The following is a 16,295-nucleotide window of genomic DNA, read 5'->3' as shown; positions in this document are numbered from 1 at the left end:
ATGACATATTCGCACTTCCCTAGTTTGACCTGACAGAGTGAATCGTTCACCATCAGAACCTGATGCACGATGCGTCAGCTTACCTTAGCAATCATAAGTATACGTTATTTTAAACCTAGCAAAAAACAAATTGGTATACACGAAACGTCTCTCATTTTATTAAGAATTTATTAAGAGTTGGTATGTCACTTGGTATACCAAACGACAACCAACGGTCTACCAAATGACTACCAGAATTAATGCAAACATTAACCCCGTCAACGATGGAAATTGACGGAATTAATCCACTAATATCAGCCCTTGATACAGCGCCATTCACGTTATAAACTCTCTTGTAAACTACTGCGCCACTTTCTTGTAAACTTTCTTGTAAACTATTTGCTGTTTATTTGATGTGCAGTTGATGTTCAAATCACCGTTGAAATCCGCTATTTGATGGCAGTATATCAACCATTCTTGATGTTCACTTTCCTGTTTGTTGTAAATTCTCCAGTAGATTTCCCAGTAATTTCTCCAGTACAAATAGCATTGCCATTAGCATTTTATAGCTAGCTATTTTTTGCCATTAGCATTGCTTTCCAATCTAGAGATGATTTACTCAAATTTACCCGATTTAATTTTAAACCCTCTAAATTTCGTTTTAAGACATTTTGAACATCTAGGTATATAAATATACTCAAAATATTTTAAAACATCTTCATAGTGATTTTAGACACCTTAAAATTAATTTTAGATAAACGTACACATCTCAAAACGAGGTAAAAATATAAAATCAACCTCCAAAACACCTCTAAGGGTCGTTAGGGCTTCCCTGACCGCCTGTAAGGCTCTTAGCAAAGCTTTATTCAATGCCAAAGATAAATAAACAGGGCTAGGATAAACAAACTCTTATCGCTAACCCCCCCCCCTTAAAACGGCATATCATCTCCAAATTCCCACTCAGACATCTCTTCTTGACGTTCCTCTTCTTCGTCCCTGATGTCCTCAAGCGTTTCTAATCCTTTCGCTTTCCAATCGTTTAGAATGCCTGTGATATAGGCTAACGGCGATTGTACTTCGTCATTGCTGATTGTTTTAAATATTGCTTCGTGTAGCTTAGCACCTCCATGCTCTTTATACAGCCTTTCTAGTGTGCTACGGTCAATGTTTCCTAGCAGATGTTTTTCGCAGTAAAGATCACAGCAAACATCAAACGTTGGTTCGTTGCTGGTGGTGCAATCAGCAGACACTAGGCTAACCTGCTCTTTGCTATGCTTTGCTAGCCTATGCTGACCTAACCTCTCCTGCCCTATGCTATTCTGCTCTTTGCTATCCTGCTCTATGCTATACTGGGTTGCCATTTGGTTGACCATTGGTATACCAGATGACATACCAACATTTTCTTGATATTGGTATGCTTTTGTCTCAGTTGTTATTAAATGCTTCTTCTCTTCAACATATATAGTCGGTTTATATCTATCTTGACGTATATAATTGTTTAATTGCCAGTCAGTTATCACAATAACTCCACTAGGAAACGTGATGATGAATTTTGCATCTTCTAGTATTTTTAAATCTTCTTCGCTCGATGAACAAGCACGAGCTATTTTCTTAGGACTTGCTACGAATCCATCATCATCTGCTTTCAACCCTAGATGGAAATACAAACTTTGAGATGTCGGTGGCATTTCAAGAAATTTATCAGTATCAGCAATATCATTGGAAAACATCCGTCTATTTGCCATTTCGCTCACCTCTATCATTCATCTTGATACCATTACTTATTGAAACAATAAAATTGTTTTCCTCTAACGTTTGCAAATACTCTTCTGAAATATTCGCCATTCTAGCAACAGCTTTTGGCTTATTATTATAGCCATTCTCGTCAGCATGGATACCTAATTGAAAATATAAACTCTGTGCTTGAGATGGCATATTTAAAAACTCTTTTGTATCTGCTATCTCAGGATCAAAAGCATAGCCCTTTCTATTAGATACTAGAACTTCTGCCATTCCTAATTCTTCTAATAATCTTACCGTTCTTTTTATGTCGTTGATTGACTGACGTATCTTTTCTGATAATTCAATCCAATGTAGCGGTATTGGTTCACATTCATAATATAAAATACTTATGATTTGCAATTTCAACCATATATCGGTATAAACACGTTTCTCGCTTAAACTATCTAGCTTATCTACTCTTTCATCATTGAAAGAGATATTTTCCACTAATTTTAAATATTTTGTTTCTTCTATCATTCTGCTACCTCTTTTCTTGTATATCCTAATTCCTCAAGCTTATTTTCGATGTATTCCTTACCCTTTTCTGTCCACTTAGGAAAACCATTAACATAGACCTTAAAACCCCTATTTTTAGCCCAACCATTCAGACACCATTTATATTTACCGTTAGCTAATTGTTTTTTTTCGCAAGAGATTTTCATTCTCTAGTATTTGATTGACTAGATTAGCTCCCTTAACCCCTTTGAAACCATACGGCGAGATGATTTCTTGTAAACTATATGTCTGTTTATGCTCTTCAAGATGCTTTTTTATCTCTTGTTTGATCGCTTGTTCTTCTTTCTCACGCTTCAGCTCGCTGTACATTATGCTTAACTGAATGTACTCATCATCTGATTTTTTTATTCTCTCGGTTAAATTCGCGATAACTCGTAAAGCTTCTGCGTATGACTTTGGGAAATTGTTAGCTGGTTGCTGTATTTGTCGTTGTCTTAGCCTGTTTTCCATCTCGTTGAATGCTTGGATATACTTCAATTTGAAATCATCTGCTTTCTTGCCTGTAAATCCGAAAGCGATAAAAGCAAACCGTCACGATTCATGTAGTACAATCTTTGTTTTCTGCCTCGAGAATCTTTGGATTCGCCCTCAGCGTACATGTTTTTGTAATCGGCGGAATTTTCGACCGATTGAATTTTAGCGTCTATTGCTTTAAGAACATGCTTATGTTGTTTTCCAAATACTTCAGCAATATGCAAACTAATTGTTACAACTTGATTATTTTTTACTTTGACTAAATTCATTCTGTTACCTCCATTGATTCGGCAATTTCAACTAAATCAAAAGAATTATCGCTTAAAGCATTGATTGCTCTTTTTATATTGTCCATTAGAATATCTGCTCCACCTTCGTTCATGAAAGAAACATATAAACTTTCAACGCCTTCTTTGTCTAGTACCGTTGTAAAATGAAGCATCTCTAAATATTTGTTAATAACTTCTAAACGTTCTAATACATCGTCATTTTTTTGTGTAATAGCCATTAATTTTTCACTTAGTTCCATTGCTTACGCCCTCCGTTCTCATGCTCCACCACATAAAAGTCATAGCCTATATATAAACAAACACCTACAGGAACAACACATACTAGCCACAAAACAAACGGTAACCATTTTGTAAGGGATCCAATAAGAAAGGCTAGCAAAAATAGATTTCTACGCTTGTTCATTGATTGCTCCCTCCTCATCAGAATAATCTAAGATGAGTTCAGATAATTCTTCCGCTCGATCACTAAGCATTTCTAGGGTTCCTATTACATTTTCTAAACCACGATTATTAACCAAACTGTGAAAGATTAACGCTACATCCTCACTATTTTTAGCTTTAGTAGTTTGGAACTTGATACAATCTAAATAATTGACAATCACTTTCATGGGAGCTTGTAAATCTACCACTTCATAAGCAATTTCATTTAATTTTTTCATTTGCATTTCCTCCAGTTTTGAGGGCGCAAAAAAGCCCTTATTCGTTTGTTTGAATAAGGGTATAGAAAAATACCCTTATACTTTCACGCACAGCAAACAAGCCATGCCATTGACGTATAAAGGCATACAGTGATATTATATTTGCATGCCGTTTATACGGTACACTGCTCTATAATTGTTCAAACTTTGGTAGGGGCGAACGATTATAGAGTTTTTTTGTTCATTTCCTGATATAATTTCTCAATTCCTTTTCGGACAACGTGAGACCGACTACTCTTATCTGCTTGTACAATTTCATCAAGTTTTTTCATTAACTCATCATCTAATCGTACACGCAACATGTAGTCTTTTGGTTTATCAGGCAAACGTTCCTTTTTAGCAATCAAAAAGTACTCACCCCTTTCTATGTTGCTACAATCATATTATTGTATGTAGCTACATAAGTCAAGCACTTTCAAAAAAATATAAACTGCATGCTTTTATTCTATTGTCAATGTGCTATACTAGAGAAAAGTTTATAGGGATGTTCCCTACTTTTCTTGCCTTTTACTCTGTCCGCCAAGACTAATCGAGTAAAGGCTTTTTCTTTTCTCTTGTACATGTTTGTTTTCTCCTATGCGGTTTGCATTCCAGACAAGCGATTATAAATTTTTTCACTCACTGAAAACTTCAAGCCATACCTCTCTCTAATAATCATTAAATCGATAATCTCTGATAAAATCGCTTGACGATCTGCTAACATCTCCGAAGACATCTCACTTTTACTAATCATCTTAGAAAGTCCGTATTTGTTTGCTATAGCTTTATTGGCGATTGTGTTAGCTACAATATGATTAACAGGTACATCATCAATAAACGCTTGTGATAACCGTCTCATCTCTTCTTTTTGATGTTCCTTATCTAACATGCGAAAAACTTGGAAACCTTCAAGCCCTGATGATTGACGTAATTCTTTAATGACCTCAAAAACCCATTCTTGAAATACTTCTGCTTCTGGCTTATGACTGCCAAATACTGCTTTATAAATTCCAAACTCAGATACGAGAATCCTTGTATTTATCGAATCGTCCAATTTGCACGATACGGTATACTGGCTAGGAACTAATTTCATCATATTTCTTGTTTCTGCATATCCCAGCGCCTCTGCTACATCTTTTGCCACTGCATACCATTCATTATTTACATAGACAAAGCGAATTTTATGCCCGTTCCATATCTCTATCTTCATACTCATAAAATTATCCTTTCTGTGAGATGTCATCTCACGACTATTTGTTTTCCGAAACTATGTGCTTGCCTGATTACTGCTACACTCTGGCATGGTGGTTTTATAAATCATTTTCTAGTAACCAAGCTCGTATTTGACGTTTACTATAAACAACCTTACGAGATGATAGTGTCCTGCCTTGTGGCAATCCCATCGCCAGCAATTCCTCGAAATAATCACTGGAAACATTGAGAAACCTCTGACATTCCGCTTTACTCATCATCAAGTCACGATCCAGCTCGCTATCTCTACGAGCGTCCTCAATCGCTTGTAACATCGTTTGATAGATACCCTGATAAATACCATTCAATTGCTCTTTTGCCAGCGTGTGGCTTACTTCTAGTTGCAATTTCTGCGGTTCGGCTACAGTCATCTCTACACCTCCTTTCTTCCCAACTTTTTGGGAAATAATCATCCCCACTTATGGGGACAATTAACAACTTCCCTGTTAGGCTGGATATTAGCGACCTAAAAAGTAAAGTCAATCAAATTGACCTTAAGGTGTCGACCAAATCGACCCCTTTTAACAGCCCCGATATTTTCGGTGTTGTTACGCTTTGTTATTCTGTCGTGATGGTTGGTTGCTACGCTTTTCGTTCAGCTAGCAACTCATCAATCGCTTTCTCTACTCGTGCTTTGCGTTCATCACGCATTTCTGTTCGTAACCATACAGATAAATTACTTTGCGCAATACCTACTTTATCCGCTACCTCCCAATATAAAATACGATTTTTTTCAATTCTTTCTCTGATTTTTGTATTTGCTTTTATTTTCATATTCCTACCCCCCAATAATCGATATAGCTACAAAATGAAGCCAAAACGAAACATTTTGTAGCTATATGTTATAACTGTTTTTTTTGATTGTCAACAATAAAATTAGTGCTTATTGATATTATTGATGCGAGTATGCTACAATTATCAAAAAAAGGAGACAAGATAATGCTTAGAAATAAATTAGCTGTATTAATAGCAGAGAGAGAGTTAACGGCAGCCAAAGTTTCAGAAGAAACTGGAATAGCTCGTTCAACTTTGTCATCATTAGTCAACAACACAGGAGACGGAGTTCAATATAAAACACTCGATAAGTTATGTAATTATTTTGGAATTACTCCAAGTGAATTCTTTGATTATGCTCCATTTATTCTAAAATATAATTTTGATATTCCAGAATACAGAAAAAGAGTTATAAAGAATGTAGATAGCGAGAAAGAGAAAATACTCTCTTCAGGAAATACCGAAGAGCGAGCTAATTTTCTGATAAATGAGTATTTGGACATCTTTGGAGAAGCTCGTTATATCATTGAAATCTTCGTAAATAAAAAAATGAAACAAATTAAATATTCCATGTGTATAAATATCTATAAAATTTCACCTATCGATGAAAGCAATGCGCCTGAAGGATTTGATATAGAAATTATTTTAGAGGATAACTATAATGGAAAAAGTTTCATAGCTGACGTTTACGAAAATGTGTCTATAATTTTTCAAACTCAAATAAAAAACACATGCTTTGAATTAATTGAACAAAATATAGTGAATGAAGATTTACAAAATTGCGCAAATCGCAAAAATAAACCTTTAAAAATATTTCTCGAAACACCTTTCGGTGATAAAGAACTAACTATTAAACCAATTAAATAATAAACAAATTAATCATTGAGGCTAACACTCCTCATACATATCTACACTATTGGCATGGTGGTAGATAGGAGAAAAACATGGCACAGATTAAAAAATATACAAAAAAAGACGGTACAACCGCCTATATGTTTAATGTTTACGTAGGAAAGAATAGCAAAGGGAAAAACGTTTATCGCAAGCGGCAAGGCTTTAAAACGAAGAAGCAAGCACAAATAGCGCTAGCGAACCTGTTAAAAGACGTTGAGGAAAACGGCGTTGAGAGAGATGAATCAGTAAAGACATTTAAAGACTTATATGAGATGTGGTTAGCTCAGCATCGCTTAAATGTAAAACCTTCTACGATCGCTTTAAATAGACGTTTTGTAGAAAAACATGTCTTGCCTTATTTAGGCAATTATCTATTGCATGATATTACCGTTGTTTACTGCCAAACCCTCGTTAACAAGTGGTTTAAGCAAGGCTACAAACAATATCCATATTTTAGGAAAGTAACAGCTCAAATTATGCGATATGGCGAGGCAATGGAATTGATGAATAACAACCCTATGGCAAAGACAATTTTACCAAGAGCGCAACAAGAAGAAAAAAAGTTACAGTACTACACGAAAGAACAACTCATTCATTTTTTTGAATGTTTAAAGCAATTCGGAAATTATAAGCAAATGACTTTTTTTCGCTTACTAGCTTTCAGTGGGGCTAGAAAATCCGAATTGCTTTCATTGCAGTGGAAAGATATTGATTTTGCAAATAAAAGCGTGATGATTGGTAAAACTCTAGCACTCGATGAAAATAATCAGATACTCATTCAGACGCCCAAGACAGCCACTAGTAAACGTACAATCAGTTTAGATGATGAAACACTCAAAACATTATCTAAATGGCGTACAATGCAACGTACAGACTATTTAGCACTTGGTTTCAACACTTCGAGCGATGAACAATATCTTTTTACTAACGAACGCAATGAATTATATTATCCGCAAGTTGTGAATGACTGGCTAAAATACCTAATAAAAAAATATGATTTGCCACAGATCACACCTCATCACTTTAGGCATACACACGCTAGTCTATTATTACAAGCTGGCGTACCTGTCAAAGAGGTCAGCGAACGACTAGGACATAAGGATATAAAAATTACCTTAGAAATTTATTCTCATGTAATGCCCGAAGAAGCAGAAAAAACAGCGAATAAGTTTGCTAACTTTATAGGAATTTAAAACAAGGCACTGACAAAAGCACAGATCTTTAATATTTTTACTAAAACAAAAAAGCTATAACCCTTATATATCAAGGGTTATAGCTCATATAATAGGCTTATCCAACACTGCCTTCCATCTCATAACTGATCAAACGGTTGAGTTCGACTGCGTATTCCATTGGGAGTTCTTTGGTGAATGGTTCGACGAAGCCCATGACGATCATTTCGGTGGCTTCGGATTCGGTTAGGCCTCGGCTCATAAGATAATAGAGTTGTTCTTCTGAGATTTTTGAGACTTTGGCTTCGTGTTCCAAAGAGACTTGGCTGTTGTGGATCTCGTTGAATGGGATCGTATCGGATTTTGAGTATTCGTCCATGATGATCGTGTCGCATTCAATGTGAGAGATAGAACCGGCGCTGTTTTTAGCGAAGGTTACTTGTCCTCGATAGTTGACTTCGCCACCGTCTTTTGAGATGGATTTGGAGACGATGGAGCTTGAAGTGTTTGGCGCATTATGGATCATTTTCGCCCCAGTATCTTGGATTTGGTTTGCGCCAGCAAATGCGATAGAAAGCATTGTGCCACGCGCACCTTTGCCGTCTAGGTAAACACTTGGATATTTCATCGTTGTTTTGGCTCCTAGGTTACCGTCGATCCATTCGACTGTGGCACCTTCGTAAGCTTTGGCTCTTTTGGTTACTAAGTTATAGACATTGTCTGACCAGTTTTGGATCGTGGTATAGCGACAATAGGCGTCTTTTCGGGTGAAGATTTCAACGATCGCTGCATGAAGACTGTTACTTGAATACGTTGGTGCTGTACAGCCTTCGACATAATGGATGCTGGCTCCTTCGTCAACGATGATCAATGTTCGTTCAAATTGTCCGGTATTTTCGGCATTGATCCTAAAGTATGTTTGTAATGGAACGTCGACTTTTACTCCTTTAGGTACATAAATAAATGTTCCTCCTGACCAAACAGCTGAATTTAATGCAGCAAGTTTGTTGTCAGTTGGTGGTACTAATTTGGAAAAGTATTCTTTGAATAATTCAGGATATTCTTTCAATGCAGAATCAGTATCGGTGAAGACGATCCCTAATTTTTCAAATTCATCTTTCATGTTGTGGTAAACGACTTCTGATTCATATTGAGCAGAAGCACCTGCGAGGTATGCACGTTCTGCTTCAGGAATCCCGATCTTTTCAAAGGTTTCTTTGATTTTATCAGGTACATCTTCCCAATCTCGGGCGGGTTTATCACTTGGTTTTTGGTAATATTTTATGGCATTGAAGTCGATGTCTGACAGGTCTGGTCCCCACTTTTGCATGGGCATTTTATTGAATGTTTCCAAGGATTTCAAACGAAATTCTAACATCCATTCAGGTTCACCTTTGATTCGAGACATTTCTCGAACGACTTCTTCAGTTAAGCCTTCTCCTGTACTGAAAACTGGTTCCACATCATCGTGAAAACCAAATTTATATTCTTCTAATTCTGGTACACCCATGTTCTCACTCCTCTTCCTGATGCACATGATGGAAGGTTGCAGTGCCGTTTTCTTCCATTGCTTTTTCTAAGGCTTTCCAGCCTAATGTGGCACATTTGATTCTTGCGGGAAATTTAGCTACGCCACTGAGCATTGCTGCATCGCCTAATTGGTCGATGGCTTTGACATCTTTTCCTTGGACTAATTGCGAGAAATCAGTGATCAATTGTTTTGCTTCTTCAACAGATTTTCCCATGACAGCATCGGTCATCATGGATGCACTGGCTGTACTGATGGAACAACCGTTACCGTTGAATGCGATATTCTTGATGATTCCTTCTTTGACTTCGACTTGTAATTCGATGACATCGCCACAGGTCGGATTATTCAATTCGATTCGACTGGTTGATTCAGTCAATGTACCTCGATGATGAGGATGCGAAGAATGATCAAGTATGACCTGGCGATAGAGATTATCTAGTTTAGAGAGTGCCATGTTGGAAAAACTCCTTCGTTGCAAGAATTGCTTCGACTAAACGATCTGCATCTTGTTTCGTATTATAAAAATAAAAGCTTGCTCGTGCGGTCGCTGAGACTTCTAAATAGTTCAATAAAGGTTGGGCACAATGATGACCTGCACGAACAGCGACACCTTCCATATCTAAAGCAGTGGCTACATCATGAGGATGCAAGCCATCTAGATTAAAGGCGATGACCCCTGTACGAGTAGCGGGATCTTGTGGTCCATAAATGGTCAACCCATCAATTTGTTGTAGTTTAGGTAAGACATAGGCAATTAATTCTTTTTCATGATCATGGATATTGTCCAACCCAACGTTTTCGAGATAGTCAATCGCTTGACCTAGTGCGATGGCTCCAGCGATATTAGGTGTGCCGGCTTCGAATTTCCATGGAAGTTCTTTCCAAGTACTATCGTACAAGTCGACAAAGTCGATCATTTCGCCGCCAAATTCGACTGGTTCCATTTGTTCTAACCATTTTCGTTTGCCATATAAGACTCCGATCCCAGTCGGTCCACACATTTTGTGTCCGCTAAACGCAAAGAAATCACAGTCTAATTCTTGGACGTTGATTGGCATATGGGGAGCGGATTGTGCGCCATCTACAACTAGTACCCCACCTTGCTCATGGACAAGTTTTCCTAGTTCTTTGACGGGATTGATCACACCTAAGACATTTGAAACATGAGCAATCGATACAATTTTTGTTTTGTTAGTGATCAGTTGTTTTGCTTGTGCCATGTCTAAAAATCCGTCGGTAGTCAAGTCAATATATTTTAATGTTGCTCCTGTCTTTTTGGCTAATTGTTGCCAAGGAATGACATTGGAATGGTGTTCCATGTAAGAAATTAAGATTTCATCCCCTGCTTGCAGAAACTGTTCACCAAAGCTGCGAGCGACCCAGTTCAAACTCGTGGTGGTGCCACGAGTAAATAGGACTTCAGCAGTTTCAGCTGCATGGATAAACTTTCTGACCTTTTCCCGAGCGCCTTCATAGGCAAATGTTGCTCGTTCGGCTAAGGTGTGGACTCCTCGATGCACATTGGCATTATCTTGTTCGTAGTATTTTTTTATTGCTTCAATTACTGCTGTTGGCTTTTGCGTAGTGGCTGCATTGTCTAAATAAACGAGCGGTTCATCATTGACTTCTTGAAATAATATTGGAAAATCTTCGCGAATGGTTTCTTTCAGAATCATACATTCAACTTCCCTTCAATAACCTCCACTAACTCTTTTCGGACTGCTTCTACTGGAATTGCTGTTAACACAGAGCCAAGGAATCCTCGAATAACCAATCGTTCTGCTTCTTCTTTATGAAGACCACGGCTCATCAAATAATACATTTCTTCAGGATCGACCCGACCAACACTGGCAGCATGTCCTGCAGTGACTTCATTTTCATCAATGAGTAAGATCGGATTGGCATCTCCTCTTGCTTTATCTGAAAGCATCAATACTCGACTTTCTTGTTGGGCATCGGCTCCTTTTGCGCCTTTTAAGATATGTCCGATCCCGTTGAAAGTCAACGTCCCTTTTTCTCGGATCACACCATGTTGTAAGATATGTCCGATCGTATGAGGCGCTTTGTTCGTGACACGCGTATCAATTCCTTGGATTTGTTTTCCTGAGCTAATGGCAACGATTTTCACTTCTGCATGGGCACCTTCGCCAACTAAATCAGAATCAAAATCAGCAATTACATGTCCATCATTCATCACGCCGATTGCCCAATCTACAGAAGCATCACGTAAAATATGACCTCGGCGGTTGATATAAGAAGTGATATTTTCTCCTAATTGATCGACAGCTGAATATTTGATTTTTGCTCCAGCTTTAGCGATTACTTCGACAATGATATTACCAGAAGCTTTTTGGATTTTCTCTTTAGTCGTTTGGAATCGTTCCAAGTAAGAGAACTCACTATGTTCCTCTGCGACGATCAAGACATGTTTAAAGAAATGCTGTGCTAATTTGCCATCTTGGATGAATAAGCTCTCAATTGGCTCATTGATGACAACATTTTTAGGAACATATAAAAACACTCCGCTGTTCATGAAAGCAGCATGTAAAGCGGTCAATTGATCTTCATCCATTTTCACTGCTTTTTCCATATAGTATGGTTTGATTAAATCTGGATGCTCTTGGAGCGCTGTGAAGATATCTGTAAAGATCACGCCTTTTTCCATGAGTTCCACTGGTAATTGTTCAAAGATCGTACTTGTTCCTTCTTGCACCAACACGGGGTTATCTTTCATTACGTCAAACCCAGCTACATTTCCTGTCTCACTAAAGTGGTCTGTGAACTCATGGATATCGAATAATGGCCAGCGATGGAATTTTACACGATCGATCTGAGGAAGTGGTAATTGATTGGCTTTTTCTAACGCTGCTTGACGTAATTGGGTCATCCATTCAGGTTCCCCTTTGCTTAAAGAAAAATTGGTAACTGCGTCAAGTTGGTCGAGCCAGTTCGTTTCTTTCATTTTCCGCTCCTCCTTACGCTTCTTCTTCTTTATAGTCGATTCCTAGTTCTTTGCTGATACCAGCATACCCTTCTGCTTCAAGTCGTTTCGCTAGATCTGCATTCCCAGTCATCACGACACGTCCTTCCATCATGATGTGGACGACATCCGGAGTGATATAATTCAATAATCGTTGGTAGTGGGTAATGATCAATGCGCCAAAGTTTTCGCTACGCATTTCATTGACCCCTTTTGCTACGACTTTCAATGCATCGATATCTAATCCAGAATCAATTTCATCTAAAATGGCAAAAGTTGGTTCTAACATCAATAATTGTAAGATTTCATTTCGTTTCTTTTCGCCACCAGAAAAGCCTTCATTCAAGTAACGTTCGGCCATTTCTTCTGGCATATTTAACAGCGCCATTTTTTCATCTAATTTTTTTAAGAAAGTCAAAACAGACATTTTATCGTCTTCATCACGTTTGGCATTGATCGCTGCACGCATAAATTCTGCATTCGTGATCCCAGGAATTTCGCTTGGGTATTGCATCGCTAAAAATAATCCTAGACGTGCCCGTTCATCGACCTCTAAATCTAAGATATTTTTTCCGTCAAATAAGATCTCGCCTTCAGTGACTTCATAGTTTGGATTCCCCATAATAGCGGCTGACAGCGTCGATTTCCCTGTTCCATTTGGTCCCATAATGGCATGGATCTCGCCTGTTTTCATCGTTAAGTTTACGCCTTTAAGAATTTCTTTCTCTTCAATTGAGACGTGTAAATTTTTTATTTCTAAGACAGACATGCAAATTCCCTCCAGATTCTGTTTCGTTCTCACTTATTTTAGACTAATTGAGAATAGAGCGCAATGTTATAACCCACTAAAATCAAAACTTTTTTCACGAGTTATCATTAAATCAATATTACTAGATAATAATATTTATAAAGAAACTTCTGTTTTTAGCATTCATAGATCACTGGTTATGTTGATTTGTTTTATCTAAAACGATAGGTAAACGTTGGCTTGCAGAATGATGTCAGTACGCATCTCTTGATTACCGCTTACCTGTTCTTAATAAATGCTTCTTGAAAAATGCCATAATAAAGAGAGTTCTCTATTGGTTACATAGCTAATTTATTCACTATTCACTCTACAAAAAAACATCAAAGCTAGTAAAATCAACTAACTTTGATGTTTCTGACGACTTGATTATTTTTTAGATGAACATTTGATTTTGTTCAACTCTATTTTTTGAAGTGCTTATTTGGCATCAGCTGCGACAGGTTTGACTGAACCGCCCCATTTGTCTTCGATCCATTTTTGAACGTCTTCACGGTGTAAGACTTCAAGTAATTTTTTGATTTTTTCGCTATTTTCATCACCTTTACGTGTGGCAATGATATTCACATATGGTGAGTTGTCTTCTTCTAATAAGACAGAATCTTTCAATGGATTCAAACCAGCACCATAAGCAAAGTTTGCATTGATCGCTACTAAGTCACCTTCATCATTTTGATAAGTAGAAGCTAATAAAGAAGGATCAATCGAATGATTGAATTTTAAGTTTTTAGGGTTTTCAGCGATGTCATCAAACGTAGCTGTTTCTAGATCTACGCCATCTTTTACCTTAACTAAGCCAGCATTTTGTAAAATAGTGATGATTCGTCCCCAGTCAGATTCTGAATTTGAAGTAATCACTGTTGCGCCGTCTTTTAAATCAGCAATGTCTTTGATTTTCTTTGAGTACAAGCCCATTGGTTCAATATGGACAGCACCCGCATTGACAAAATCATAGCCTTTTTCTTTGATTTCTTTATTTAGATAAGGAATATGTTGAAAATAATTGGCATCGATATCGCCTTCTGCTAAAGATTGATTTGGTAAAATGTAGTCATCGAATTTCACGATCTCTAAATTAATGCCTTCGTCTTTCAATAGCGGTTGGACGTGTTCCAAGATTTCTGCATGAGGTGTTGGTGATGCGCCTACTTTTAAAGTTGTATCGTCACTTTTTGATGAAGCACCTTTACTATCGCTATTATTGCCACAAGCTGCTAACCCTACAGTCAGCAAGACCGCTGCTGCAAATCCAAAAATTTTCTTTTTCATATCCTTTATCCTCCTATTTCTCCTTATCTTTTATCTGTTTTCTTTGTTAAAAAGTCCCCGATTCCTTGAACAATAAATACAATGACTAGTATCACTAACGTTGCCACAAATGTCACGGTCAGATTACCACGTTGGTAACCTTCTTGCCAAGCAAGACCTCCCAAACCACCAGCTCCGATCGCACCCGCCATCGCAGTAAAGCCGATCATTGAAATGGTAGTAACTGTCAATCCGGAGATCAGTGCAGGCACGCTTTCTGGTATCAAGACTTTCCAAATGATTTCCCAGTAGCTGGCACCCATCGCATCCGCCGCTTCTAAAACTCCAGGACTAACTTCACGAAAAGCAATTTCAACTAGACGAGCATAAAATGGGGCAGCTGAAAGTACCAAGGCAGGAATAGCAGCTTGCGCACCCAACATGGTTCCGACGATTGCTTTCGTGAAAGGAATGATCAAGACCATCAAGATCATAAATGGTGTAGATCGAAAGATATTACTAATAATCGAAACAATGCCATAAATGATTCGTGCATAAGGTTTATTTTTTCGTCCAATCGAATACAGGATCAAACCTAGGACTAAACCAATGATGGTCACTAATACCATGGACACCAACGTCATATAAAGCGTATCGATGAATGCTTGTTTCATCGTCTCCATGTTGATTTGACTAAAATCTAAATACGTTTCTGCAAAGCTTTTATCCATGGTGGATCACCTCCACTCCAACACCTTGTTCTTTAATAAACCGCTCTGCTTGATCCAATTCGTTCTCTGACCCAGTCATCAGTGTCGTTAAGGAACCAAAAGAACCTTCTGCTGTTTGTTTAATTTTACCGTAAACGACATTGATGTCGACGTTATACTGACGAATGGCTTGAGAGATGACTGGCTCGTTAGCATTTTTTTCGTTGAACACTAATGTCACTAATCGACCTTTTGGATTTTCTTTGATCAATTCAGCTAATAATTCTTTTGAGTCTGCTTCTGGTTCGATATCTTGTTGCACGAAACGTTTTGTTACTTCTTGTTTTGGATTTTTGAAGACTGTCAAAACATCGCCTTCTTCCACAACTTTTCCTCGTTCCATCACAGCTACCTTGTTACAGATTTTACGAATCACGTTCATTTCGTGCGTGATCAATACGATCGTTAAATGTAATTTCTTATTGATAGCTAATAAAAGATCCAATACTTCTTCAGTGGTTTGTGGATCTAGCGCACTTGTTGCTTCGTCACAAAGTAAGATCTCAGGTTCATTTGCCAACGCTCGAGCTATCCCAACTCTTTGTTTTTGTCCTCCTGAAAGTTGTGAAGGATAGGCATTTCCTCTACCCTCTAATCCGACTAATCCAAGCAATTCTTCTGCCCGTTCTTTACGTTGGGCTTTAGGTACGCCTGCTAATTCTAATGGTAGTTGGATATTTTCTAAAACCGTCCGTGACCATAACAAATTGAAATGTTGGAAAATCATACCGATTTTTTTACGAAATGTTCTCAGTTCTTTATTTTTTAGTTTGGTAATCTCTTGGTCATTCACAACAACCGTTCCGCTAGTAGGTAGCTCTAATCCGTTCAATAAACGGACAAGTGTACTTTTACCTGCTCCAGAATAGCCAACGATGCCGTAAATATCACCCTTTTCAACAGTTAATGAAACATCATTTACCGCTTGGATCGTTCCATTTTTACCACCAAATGTTTTCTCAACATTGGTTAATTGGATCAATGACATATCGCTCACATCTTTCTTTTATTTTTTACATGGAGATCAAGTGGGAAACAAAAAAGCTTCCGCCCCCTTGCTTTAGCAAAAGGACGAAAGCTGAAACTTCCGTGTTACCACCTTGATTTGCTGCTATCTCACAATAACAACCTTTACCAGTACTTGGGTCATCG

At 37.8% G+C, this 16,295-nt stretch carries 18 protein-coding genes, 1 pseudogene and 1 other annotated feature (1 of these 20 cut by a window edge); of the genes and pseudogenes, 2 read left to right on the top strand and 17 right to left on the bottom strand.

Going from position 1 to position 16,295, the window contains the following annotated elements; translation table 11 throughout:
* Positions 1-908 precede the first annotated feature (908 nt).
* From AB3H93_RS01305 to AB3H93_RS01265, 9 genes and pseudogenes are all read right to left on the bottom strand, one after another.
* Positions 909-1,724, bottom strand: a complete 816-nt coding sequence (locus tag AB3H93_RS01305) for a DnaD domain protein (RefSeq protein ID WP_368019997.1) — start codon at positions 1,722-1,724, stop codon at positions 909-911.
* Entirely contained in the window at positions 1,714-2,238 is a 525-nt protein-coding gene (locus tag AB3H93_RS01300) for a phage replisome organizer N-terminal domain-containing protein (protein ID WP_368019996.1), read from the bottom strand. The genes AB3H93_RS01305 and AB3H93_RS01300 overlap by 11 nt, the downstream gene beginning before the upstream one ends.
* Before the next feature lie 483 nt (positions 2,239-2,721).
* A pseudogene (locus tag AB3H93_RS01295) lies at positions 2,722-3,020 on the bottom strand (Rha family transcriptional regulator); the annotation flags it as partial.
* A complete protein-coding gene (locus AB3H93_RS01290) occupies positions 3,017-3,280 on the bottom strand; it encodes a hypothetical protein (protein WP_368019995.1) in 264 nt (87 codons plus the stop codon). The pseudogene AB3H93_RS01295 and the gene AB3H93_RS01290, both read right to left, overlap by 4 nt.
* A gap of 150 nt (positions 3,281-3,430) precedes the next feature.
* The gene (locus tag AB3H93_RS01285; RefSeq protein ID WP_113846653.1) at positions 3,431-3,700 is read right to left on the bottom strand and encodes a hypothetical protein; all 270 of its coding nucleotides are present in this window, start codon (positions 3,698-3,700) and stop codon (positions 3,431-3,433) included.
* A 203-nt stretch (positions 3,701-3,903) separates the two neighbouring features.
* Positions 3,904-4,086, bottom strand: coding sequence for a ribbon-helix-helix domain-containing protein (locus AB3H93_RS01280; protein ID WP_240187876.1), 183 nt, complete (start codon positions 4,084-4,086; stop codon positions 3,904-3,906).
* Positions 4,087-4,313: 227 nt separating this feature from the next.
* Complete coding sequence (locus AB3H93_RS01275) at positions 4,314-4,934, bottom strand: Bro-N domain-containing protein (RefSeq protein WP_368019994.1); 621 nt, start codon at positions 4,932-4,934, stop codon at positions 4,314-4,316.
* Positions 4,935-5,028: 94 nt separating this feature from the next.
* A complete protein-coding gene (locus AB3H93_RS01270; RefSeq protein ID WP_071856338.1) occupies positions 5,029-5,340 on the bottom strand; it encodes a hypothetical protein in 312 nt (103 codons plus the stop codon).
* Positions 5,341-5,551: 211 nt separating this feature from the next.
* The gene (locus AB3H93_RS01265; RefSeq protein ID WP_257007684.1) at positions 5,552-5,743 is read right to left on the bottom strand and encodes a hypothetical protein; all 192 of its coding nucleotides are present in this window, start codon (positions 5,741-5,743) and stop codon (positions 5,552-5,554) included.
* 165 nt (positions 5,744-5,908) lie between these two features.
* On the opposite strand from AB3H93_RS01265, the gene AB3H93_RS01260 reads away from it, so the two are divergent.
* Positions 5,909-6,610, top strand: a complete 702-nt coding sequence (locus tag AB3H93_RS01260) for a helix-turn-helix transcriptional regulator (protein WP_071856337.1) — start codon at positions 5,909-5,911, stop codon at positions 6,608-6,610.
* 77 nt (positions 6,611-6,687) lie between these two features.
* Positions 6,688-7,830 (top strand): tyrosine-type recombinase/integrase, encoded by a 1,143-nt coding sequence (locus tag AB3H93_RS01255; protein ID WP_368019993.1) that lies wholly within the window; start codon positions 6,688-6,690, stop codon positions 7,828-7,830.
* 97 nt (positions 7,831-7,927) lie between these two features.
* On the opposite strand, the gene sufB is transcribed toward AB3H93_RS01255, so the two are convergent.
* The 8 genes from sufB to AB3H93_RS01215 form a co-directional block, all read right to left on the bottom strand.
* A complete protein-coding gene (gene sufB / locus AB3H93_RS01250) occupies positions 7,928-9,319 on the bottom strand; it encodes a Fe-S cluster assembly protein SufB (RefSeq protein WP_010719974.1) in 1,392 nt (463 codons plus the stop codon).
* Between the two features lie 4 nt (positions 9,320-9,323).
* Positions 9,324-9,794 (bottom strand): Fe-S cluster assembly sulfur transfer protein SufU, encoded by a 471-nt coding sequence (sufU, locus tag AB3H93_RS01245; protein ID WP_368019992.1) that lies wholly within the window; start codon positions 9,792-9,794, stop codon positions 9,324-9,326.
* Complete coding sequence (locus tag AB3H93_RS01240; RefSeq protein ID WP_088745003.1) at positions 9,781-11,016, bottom strand: cysteine desulfurase; 1,236 nt, start codon at positions 11,014-11,016, stop codon at positions 9,781-9,783. The genes sufU and AB3H93_RS01240 overlap by 14 nt, the downstream gene beginning before the upstream one ends.
* Entirely contained in the window at positions 11,013-12,302 is a 1,290-nt protein-coding gene (gene sufD / locus AB3H93_RS01235; protein WP_161652270.1) for a Fe-S cluster assembly protein SufD, read from the bottom strand. Before sufD ends, AB3H93_RS01240 begins: the two co-directional genes overlap by 4 nt.
* Positions 12,303-12,315: 13 nt before the next feature.
* On the bottom strand, positions 12,316-13,089 hold the full coding sequence (sufC, locus tag AB3H93_RS01230; protein WP_010738387.1) for a Fe-S cluster assembly ATPase SufC: 774 nt from the start codon (positions 13,087-13,089) through the stop codon (positions 12,316-12,318).
* Between the two features lie 456 nt (positions 13,090-13,545).
* Entirely contained in the window at positions 13,546-14,394 is an 849-nt protein-coding gene (locus tag AB3H93_RS01225; protein WP_010738388.1) for a MetQ/NlpA family ABC transporter substrate-binding protein, read from the bottom strand.
* A gap of 23 nt (positions 14,395-14,417) precedes the next feature.
* Positions 14,418-15,104 carry a methionine ABC transporter permease gene (locus tag AB3H93_RS01220; RefSeq protein WP_010719980.1) on the bottom strand — a complete coding sequence of 229 codons (687 nt, stop codon included), beginning with the start codon at positions 15,102-15,104 and terminating at the stop codon, positions 14,418-14,420.
* A complete protein-coding gene (locus AB3H93_RS01215; protein WP_368019991.1) occupies positions 15,097-16,131 on the bottom strand; it encodes a methionine ABC transporter ATP-binding protein in 1,035 nt (344 codons plus the stop codon). The genes AB3H93_RS01220 and AB3H93_RS01215 overlap by 8 nt, the downstream gene beginning before the upstream one ends.
* A 76-nt stretch (positions 16,132-16,207) precedes the next feature.
* Positions 16,208-16,295 (bottom strand) — a binding site (T-box leader) (it continues 182 nt past the right edge of the window).

It is taken from the genome of Enterococcus sp. C74 (genome assembly GCF_040887125.1).
Classification (GTDB): Bacteria; Bacillota; Bacilli; order Lactobacillales; family Enterococcaceae; genus Enterococcus_B; species Enterococcus_B hirae.
Note: the sequence above shows the minus strand (reverse complement) of the source record. Positions and strands in the feature narration are given on the sequence as shown.

What these genes read in the sequence shown, in the direction of transcription:
- AB3H93_RS01270 (WP_071856338.1), bottom strand. Translation starts at nt 5,340, where the DNA reads ATGACTGTAGCCGAACCGCAGAAATTGCAACTAGAAGTAAGCCACACG.
- AB3H93_RS01265 (WP_257007684.1), bottom strand. Translation starts at nt 5,743, where the DNA reads ATGAAAATAAAAGCAAATACAAAAATCAGAGAAAGAATTGAAAAAAAT.
- AB3H93_RS01285 (WP_113846653.1), bottom strand. Translation starts at nt 3,700, where the DNA reads ATGAAAAAATTAAATGAAATTGCTTATGAAGTGGTAGATTTACAAGCT.
- sufU (WP_368019992.1), bottom strand. Translation starts at nt 9,794, where the DNA reads ATGGCACTCTCTAAACTAGATAATCTCTATCGCCAGGTCATACTTGAT.
- AB3H93_RS01240 (WP_088745003.1), bottom strand. Translation starts at nt 11,016, where the DNA reads ATGATTCTGAAAGAAACCATTCGCGAAGATTTTCCAATATTATTTCAA.
- AB3H93_RS01225 (WP_010738388.1), bottom strand. Translation starts at nt 14,394, where the DNA reads ATGAAAAAGAAAATTTTTGGATTTGCAGCAGCGGTCTTGCTGACTGTA.
- sufC (WP_010738387.1), bottom strand. Translation starts at nt 13,089, where the DNA reads ATGTCTGTCTTAGAAATAAAAAATTTACACGTCTCAATTGAAGAGAAA.
- AB3H93_RS01275 (WP_368019994.1), bottom strand. Translation starts at nt 4,934, where the DNA reads ATGAGTATGAAGATAGAGATATGGAACGGGCATAAAATTCGCTTTGTC.
- AB3H93_RS01255 (WP_368019993.1), top strand. Translation starts at nt 6,688, where the DNA reads ATGGCACAGATTAAAAAATATACAAAAAAAGACGGTACAACCGCCTAT.
- AB3H93_RS01290 (WP_368019995.1), bottom strand. Translation starts at nt 3,280, where the DNA reads ATGGAACTAAGTGAAAAATTAATGGCTATTACACAAAAAAATGACGAT.
- AB3H93_RS01215 (WP_368019991.1), bottom strand. Translation starts at nt 16,131, where the DNA reads ATGTCATTGATCCAATTAACCAATGTTGAGAAAACATTTGGTGGTAAA.
- sufD (WP_161652270.1), bottom strand. Translation starts at nt 12,302, where the DNA reads ATGAAAGAAACGAACTGGCTCGACCAACTTGACGCAGTTACCAATTTT.
- AB3H93_RS01260 (WP_071856337.1), top strand. Translation starts at nt 5,909, where the DNA reads ATGCTTAGAAATAAATTAGCTGTATTAATAGCAGAGAGAGAGTTAACG.
- AB3H93_RS01300 (WP_368019996.1), bottom strand. Translation starts at nt 2,238, where the DNA reads ATGATAGAAGAAACAAAATATTTAAAATTAGTGGAAAATATCTCTTTC.
- AB3H93_RS01305 (WP_368019997.1), bottom strand. Translation starts at nt 1,724, where the DNA reads ATGGCAAATAGACGGATGTTTTCCAATGATATTGCTGATACTGATAAA.
- sufB (WP_010719974.1), bottom strand. Translation starts at nt 9,319, where the DNA reads ATGGGTGTACCAGAATTAGAAGAATATAAATTTGGTTTTCACGATGAT.
- AB3H93_RS01220 (WP_010719980.1), bottom strand. Translation starts at nt 15,104, where the DNA reads ATGGATAAAAGCTTTGCAGAAACGTATTTAGATTTTAGTCAAATCAAC.